The following is a 6,502-nucleotide window of genomic DNA, read 5'->3' as shown; positions in this document are numbered from 1 at the left end:
GCGGGCCAGGGTGGCGACCACCAGGGCCTGGGTCTCGCCACGGGTGAACAGGGACGAACCGTGGGCCCGGGGCAGCACGCCCACTTCCGCCACGATGGGACGGATGTCAACGGTGGTGCGGCCGTCGATGCGCTTGCCGGTCTCCAGCACCGAACCGCGCAGCACGTCGGCTTCCAGGTCCTTGAAGGTGCTGCCCACGGCTTCGGCGGTGTGGGCCGCGTCGGCGGTCAGGGCCTCGACCGCCTTCTTCTTGGCGGTGGAGATGGCCTCATACCGCTCCTGCTTCACGGTCAGGGTGTAGGCGGCGCGGATGTCGGCGCCCACCAGATCGTTCAGCTTGGCCTTCAGGGCGGCCTTGTCGTAGGCCGGGGCCGGCAGGACCCAGGGGTCCTTGGCGGCCTGCTCGGCCAGGTCGATGATCAGGTTGATCACCGATTGGAAGGCGGTGTGGCCGAACATGACGGCCTTCAGCATGATCTCCTCGGACAGCTCCTTGGCTTCCGATTCGACCATCAGCACGCCTTCCTGCGTACCGGCGACCACCAGGTCCAGGTCGGTGGTTTCCACCTGCTCCAGCGTCGGGTTCAGGATGAACTCGCCGTCCTTGTAGCCGACGCGGGCGCCGCCGATGGGGCCCAGGAAGGGCAGGCCGGACAGCGTCAGGGCGGCCGACGCGCCGATCATGGCGACGATGTCGGGGTCATTTTCCAGGTCGTGGCTCAGCACGGTGCAGACGACCTGCACTTCATTGCGGAAGCCGTCGACGAACAGCGGGCGGATGGGGCGGTCGATGAGGCGGGAGGTCAGCACCTCCTTCTCGGTCGGACGGCCTTCACGCTTGAAGAAGCCGCCCGGGATCTTGCCGGCGGCGAACGCCTTTTCCTGGTAGTTGACGGTCAGCGGGAAAAAGTCCTGGCCGGGCTTCACGGACTTGGCGCCAACGGCGGTGCAGAGCACCACCGTGTCGCCGTAGGTGGCGATGACAGCGCCATCAGCCTGGCGGGCGACCTTGCCCGTCTCGAGGGTCAGCTTGCGGCCGCCCCATTCCATCTCTTTGCGGAAAACCTTGAACATATCTTTCTTCCTTCCATCCGATACTCGGATCACGTCCCGGATTGGACGGCCGAGCCGGGGCCCTATCGGCAGCACCCGCGTTGGAAACCTTTAAATGACAGATGGCCAGCCGGGTCCACCCCGGCTGGCCATCCTTACTACTCAATACCCAAAACCGAAACGCTCGAGGGTCATCCGGGCGGGAGTCCCGGCGCGGTCCCGCCGCGTCGGGGCGCCGGACCCGCCGGACGGCGGGTGGCCGGTGCCACCAGTGACTGCGGTCGGCTGCGCCAAGGGCGTCGTCCGGATCATCCCTTTAGCGACGCAGGCCCAGACGCTGGATCAGCGAGGTATAGCGGGACACGTCCTTGCGCTTCAGGTAGTCCAGCAGGCTGCGGCGCTGGCTCACCATGACCAGCAGGCCACGGCGGGAGTGGAAGTCCTTGTTGTGGGACTTCATGTGATCGGTCAGGTTGGTGATGCGTTCCGTCAGGATCGCCACCTGCACCTCGGGCGAACCCGTGTCACCTTCGGCGGTCTTGTACTCGGCAATGAGCGCCTGCTTGCGCTCGGCAGTGATCGACATCGTCGTCTCCGTCACTTAGAGGTTCAAAACGCGCACCGGACGGACCTCCGCCCCCTCGACATGGACCAACGCCACCGGCTTGCCACCTGAAATGGCAAGCGCGATGGGCTCACCGCCCGCCAACTGATCGTGGATGGCTTCCAGCCGCTCCAGATCGTGACGGCGCAGCAGCGCCACCGTTTGTCCGTGTCTCAGTCGGTGCGCTTCCGCTTCCGCCAGGGCCAGCGCCGGGATGTCGTCCAGCGCGGTCTCGATCGGTTGCAGAAGTCCTTCGACCGTGGGTGTCTGCGCCACCCGTTCCAATTCGTCAAGCGAAATCGCCTGGTCCATGGTGAAACGCCCCACCCGCAGCCGGCGCAGGACGGAGACATGGCCCACGGTGCCCAAAGCCAGGGCCAGGTCGCGCGCCAGGGAGCGCATATAGGTGCCTTTGCCGCACTCCACCTCGAACTCGGCGTGGTCGGCATCCGGGCGGCCGGTCAGCAGGAAGCTGTCCACCCGCACGATGCGCGGCGCCAGATCCACCCGCTCACCCTCCCGCGCCAAATCATAGGCACGCTCGCCCGCCACCTTGATGGCGGAGAATTGAGGCGGGACCTGGCTGATCTCACCCTGGAAGTTCTCCAGCGCCGCCTCGATGGCCTCGTCACTGGGACGGTGGTCATGGGTGGCCGTCACCTCGCCCGCCAAGTCGTCGGTGGTGCGGGACTCGCCGAAGCGCAAGGTGAAGCGGTAGGTCTTGCCGCAGTCCATGGCGTAGGACACGGTCTTGGTCGCTTCGCCGAAGGCGATGGGCAGGATGCCGGTGGCGATGGGATCCAGCGTGCCGGCATGGCCCGCCTTTTCCGCCTGCATCAGCCAGCGGGTCTTGGCCATGGCCTGGGTGCTGGTCATGCCCGGCGGCTTGTCCAGCACCAGCCATCCGTGCAGCGGCCGGCCCTTGCGCTTACGGGCCATCGTGGCCCTCGGCATGGTCCTCGCCGCGGCCGACAGCCTCGCCCTCGTCGTCGCCAGCCTCAGGGTCGCCAGCCTCATGGTCCAGGTCGCGCTGCACGTCGGGACGGTGCAGCAGCTGGTCGATGCGCTGGGCATAGTCGAACGACACGTCGACCTGGAAGCTGAGGCGCGGCACGTGCTGCAGGCGCATGGCCTTGGCCACCTGGCTGCGCAGATAAGCCGAGACGCGGTTCAGCGCCTTCACCTGCTCCAGATGGCCGCCACCCAGCGGCATGACGAAGGCGGTGGCGTTCTTGAGGTCGGGACTGATGCGCACCTCGCTGACCGTCACGTTCAGGTCGTGCAGGTCGGGGTCGCGGAAATCGGCCCGGCGCAGGATGTCGGCCAGGGCGTGACGCAATTCCTCGCCCACGCGCAGCTGACGTTGAGAGGGGGCCTTGCCGGCGCGCAGGTCGGCGTCACCATGTCGGCTCATCGATCACTATCCTAATATATGAGGGCCCCCGCAAGGGAGGGCCAGCCGGCCCGCACCCCCGGTGGGGAACGGCGCCAGGGCCAAAAGCGGCTCTTGCGGAAGAGCCAAAACGGCCGTCCGGGGTTGGACCGGACGGCCGGATGTCAGGCAGGTACTGATCCAGCTGAGGGGATCGGGGGCCGGCGCCTTACAGGGCGCGGGCCACCTCTTCCATCTCATAGGCTTCGATGACGTCGCCCGGCTGGATGTTGTCGTAGTTCTCGAAGGCCATGCCGCACTCGTAACCCTCGCGCACTTCCTTGACTTCGTCCTTGAAGCGCTTGAGCGTCTTGAGCGTGCCTTCGTGGATGACGACGTTGTCGCGCAGCAGGCGCACGCCGGCACCACGCTTCACGATGCCTTCCGTCACGCGGCAGCCACCGACCTTGCCGACCTTGGTGATGTTGAACACCTCCAGGATCTGCGCGTTGCCCAGGAAGCGTTCGCGCAGGACCGGCTTCAGCATGCCCGTCAGCAGGGCCCGGACATCGTCGATGATGTCGTAGATGACCGAGTAGTAGCGGATTTCCGCGCTGTCGCGCTTGGCCATCTCGCGGGCCTGCGGATTGGCGCGGACGTTGAAGCCGATGATGATGCCGCGGGACGCGTTCGCCAGGGTGACGTCGCTCTCATTGATGGCGCCCACACCGGAGTGCAGGACGCGCACCTTGACCTCGGCATTGTCGCCGGCCAGCTTTTCCAGCGTGCCAGAGATGGCCTCGATCGAGCCCTGCACGTCGCCCTTGATGACCAGCGGCAGTTCCTTCACCTCGCCCGCCTGGATCTGCTTGAACATCTGTTCCAGCGAACCACGCGCCGACTGGGCGACCTGGGCCTCCCGCTTCTTGCGCTGACGGAACTCGGTGATCTCGCGGGCGCGGCCTTCGCTCTCGACCACCGAGAACTCGTCACCGGCCAGTGGCGTGGCGTTCAGGCCCAGCACCTCCACCGGGGTGGCGGGACCGGCGCTGTCCACGTTCTGGCCACGGTCGTTGACCAGGGCGCGGACGCGACCCCACTCGCTGCCGGCGACGACGATGTCGCCCACCTTCAGCGTGCCGCGCTGCACCAGCATGGTGGCGACGGAACCACGGCCGCGTTCCAGCTTGGCCTCGACGACCACGCCTTCGGCGGTGCGGTTGGGGTTGGCCTTCAGCTCCAGGATTTCGGCCTGCAGGAGGATGTTCTCCTCCAGCTTGTCCAGGCCCTTGCCCGTCTTCGCCGACACTTCCACGTCCAGGACGTCGCCGCCCATGGCTTCAACCACCAAGCCGTGCTGCAGCAGTTCCTGCCGCACCCGGTCCGGCTTGGCACCGGGCAGGTCGCACTTGTTGATGGCGATGATGATCGGAACCTCGGCCGCCTTGGCGTGCTGGATGGCTTCGACCGTCTGCGGCATGACGCCGTCGTCGGCGGCCACCACCAGCACCACCACGTCCGTGACGTTGGCGCCACGGGCGCGCATCTCGGTGAAGGCGGCGTGGCCGGGGGTGTCGATGAAGGTGATGCGCGAACCAGACGCCAGTTGCACCTGATAGGCGCCGATGTGCTGGGTGATGCCGCCGGCCTCGCGGCTGGCGACGTCGGTGTGGCGCAGGGCGTCCAGCAGCGAGGTCTTGCCGTGGTCGACGTGGCCCATGACGGTGACGACCGGCGGACGCGACGACAGGTCCTCGTCGCGGTCGACCTCACCCTTCACGCCCACTTCGACGTCGGCTTCCGACACGCGGTGCGCGCGGTGGCCGAATTCCGTCACGATCAGCTCGGCGGTGTCGGTGTCGATGTTCTGGGTGATGGTGGCCATCACGCCCATGCGCATCAGCGCCTTGATCACATCCGCGCCACGCTCGGCCATACGGTTGGCCAGTTCCTGCACGGTGATGACTTCGGGGATGATGACGTCGCGGGTCACTTTTTGCGTATCCTGACGCCCGCTGAGGCGCTGCTTTTCACGTTCACGGGCGCGGCGCAGCGCGGCCATGCTTCGGCCGCGCGGGGCGCCCTCATCGCTCAGCGCCTGGGAAATGGTCAGCTTGCCGGCGTTGCGGCGACGCTCCCCACCCTTGGCGGCCTTGGCCGGGGCCGGGGCCGCGACCTTGCTGGCGGTCTTGGCGGGACCGCCCGGACCGGCGCGGCGGCGGCCGCTGTCGTCATCCTCGTCCTCGACGGCGCGCGGGGCCAGGGGGCCGCGCGGCGCCGCCGCGTCCGTGGTGGTGGTCGTGGCGCCGGCATTGCCGCCGCCGGCGGGGCGCGCGGGGCGCGGGGCTTCCTCGGCCTTGCGGGCGGCCTCGGCCTCCTTGCGCTTGGCCTCTTCCTCCTGGCGGCGCTTCTCCGCCTCGGCGGCGACGCGCTTCTCCTCTTCCTGGATCAGCCGCAGCTCTTCCAGTTCGCGGCGGCGCAGGGTCTCATCGTCCAGGGGGCCGTCGGAAACGGGCTCCTCGGCCACGGGCTCGGGCGCGGGGGCCGGCGCGGCGACTTCCTCGGCCACCGCCAGCTCGTCCGCGATCACCTCGTCCAGCATCTCGTCGGCGACAGCCTCCTGCTGGGCGGCATCGCCCAGGGCACGGAGCGCCCGCAGCCGGGCCTCACGCTCGCTGTCGGTCAACTGGCGGGGGGCGCCGCCCCGTGGCGGCTGGCCACGGCTGCCCCCCTGGGCCGGACGGCCCTCGGCGGCGGCGCGGGCGGCGGCACCGCCATCGGCCACGCCCGGTCGGGCGCCCTGTTCGAAGGTTCGCTTGCGCTTGACCTCAACCGCAACGGTCTTGGTGCGGCCGTGCGAGAAGCTTTGGCGCACGGATCCCGCCGCCTCCGTCTTCTTCAGCTCCAGCTTGCCTCGACCGGTAAGGCTCAACTTCTTGCGGTCCTGGTCGCTCGTGTCAGTCATCCGATATCCGACTGTTTCATCGTTGTCGCCCCAGGGCCGTTGCCCCAGGGCCATCCCTTACCCAGCGCTGGGCTGACGTCCCTTTGTCAGGGCCCGCAGCCTGTCCGCCTCCCGCTGCAGGCGCTGGACCAGAGGTCCGGCACCCACCACGGCATGCACCGCGTCATCGCGGCCCAGCGCCATGCCCAGCTCCCCCCGGTCGAAGATATCGACCACCGGGATGCCGGGGGACAGCGCGTCCAGCTTGGACCGGCCGTCGGCAGCCCCATCGGACGCCTCCAGCCTGAGCCCTATGCCCGACCGCGTACCGATGGCCTTGGCGCGCAGCGCCGCGGCCACCTTCTCAAACCCCGCCACCGCCTGGCCGCCCCGCCGGGCAAGCCCGACCAGGTCCAGACAGCGGCGACGCAGGAGGCCCGAAACCTGGGCCCCCATGTCCGCCGGGGTGCGCACCGACCGGCGCGCCGCCTTGGCGAACAAACCTTTGGCGACCGCCTTTCAACCAAAG

The 6,502-nt window shown here is 68.4% G+C and carries 5 protein-coding genes and 1 pseudogene; all 6 read right to left on the bottom strand.

Going from position 1 to position 6,502, the window contains the following annotated elements:
- Positions 1–1,074: pseudogene (locus tag I55_RS29365) on the bottom strand (polyribonucleotide nucleotidyltransferase); the annotation flags it as partial.
- Between the two features lie 295 nt (positions 1,075–1,369).
- Positions 1,370–1,639 (bottom strand): 30S ribosomal protein S15, encoded by a 270-nt coding sequence (rpsO, locus tag I55_RS29360; protein ID WP_044564271.1) that lies wholly within the window; start codon positions 1,637–1,639, stop codon positions 1,370–1,372.
- A gap of 15 nt (positions 1,640–1,654) precedes the next feature.
- Positions 1,655–2,596: a tRNA pseudouridine(55) synthase TruB gene (gene truB, locus I55_RS29355; protein WP_044564268.1), complete on the bottom strand. Its 942-nt coding sequence runs from the start codon at positions 2,594–2,596 to the stop codon at positions 1,655–1,657.
- Complete coding sequence (gene rbfA / locus I55_RS29350; RefSeq protein ID WP_044564267.1) at positions 2,586–3,071, bottom strand: 30S ribosome-binding factor RbfA; 486 nt, start codon at positions 3,069–3,071, stop codon at positions 2,586–2,588. Before rbfA ends, truB begins: the two co-directional genes overlap by 11 nt.
- Before the next feature lie 187 nt (positions 3,072–3,258).
- The gene (infB, locus tag I55_RS29345; RefSeq protein WP_044564266.1) at positions 3,259–5,994 is read right to left on the bottom strand and encodes a translation initiation factor IF-2; all 2,736 of its coding nucleotides are present in this window, start codon (positions 5,992–5,994) and stop codon (positions 3,259–3,261) included.
- A gap of 57 nt (positions 5,995–6,051) precedes the next feature.
- Positions 6,052–6,474, bottom strand: coding sequence for a hypothetical protein (locus I55_RS29340; protein WP_199902764.1), 423 nt, complete (start codon positions 6,472–6,474; stop codon positions 6,052–6,054).
- Positions 6,475–6,502 lie beyond the last annotated feature (28 nt).

Source organism: Azospirillum sp. B4, assembly GCF_000333275.1.
Classification (GTDB): Bacteria; Pseudomonadota; Alphaproteobacteria; order Azospirillales; family Azospirillaceae; genus Nitrospirillum.
The sequence above is the reverse complement of the archived record's forward strand: the minus strand, read 5'-3'. Positions and strand labels throughout refer to the sequence as shown.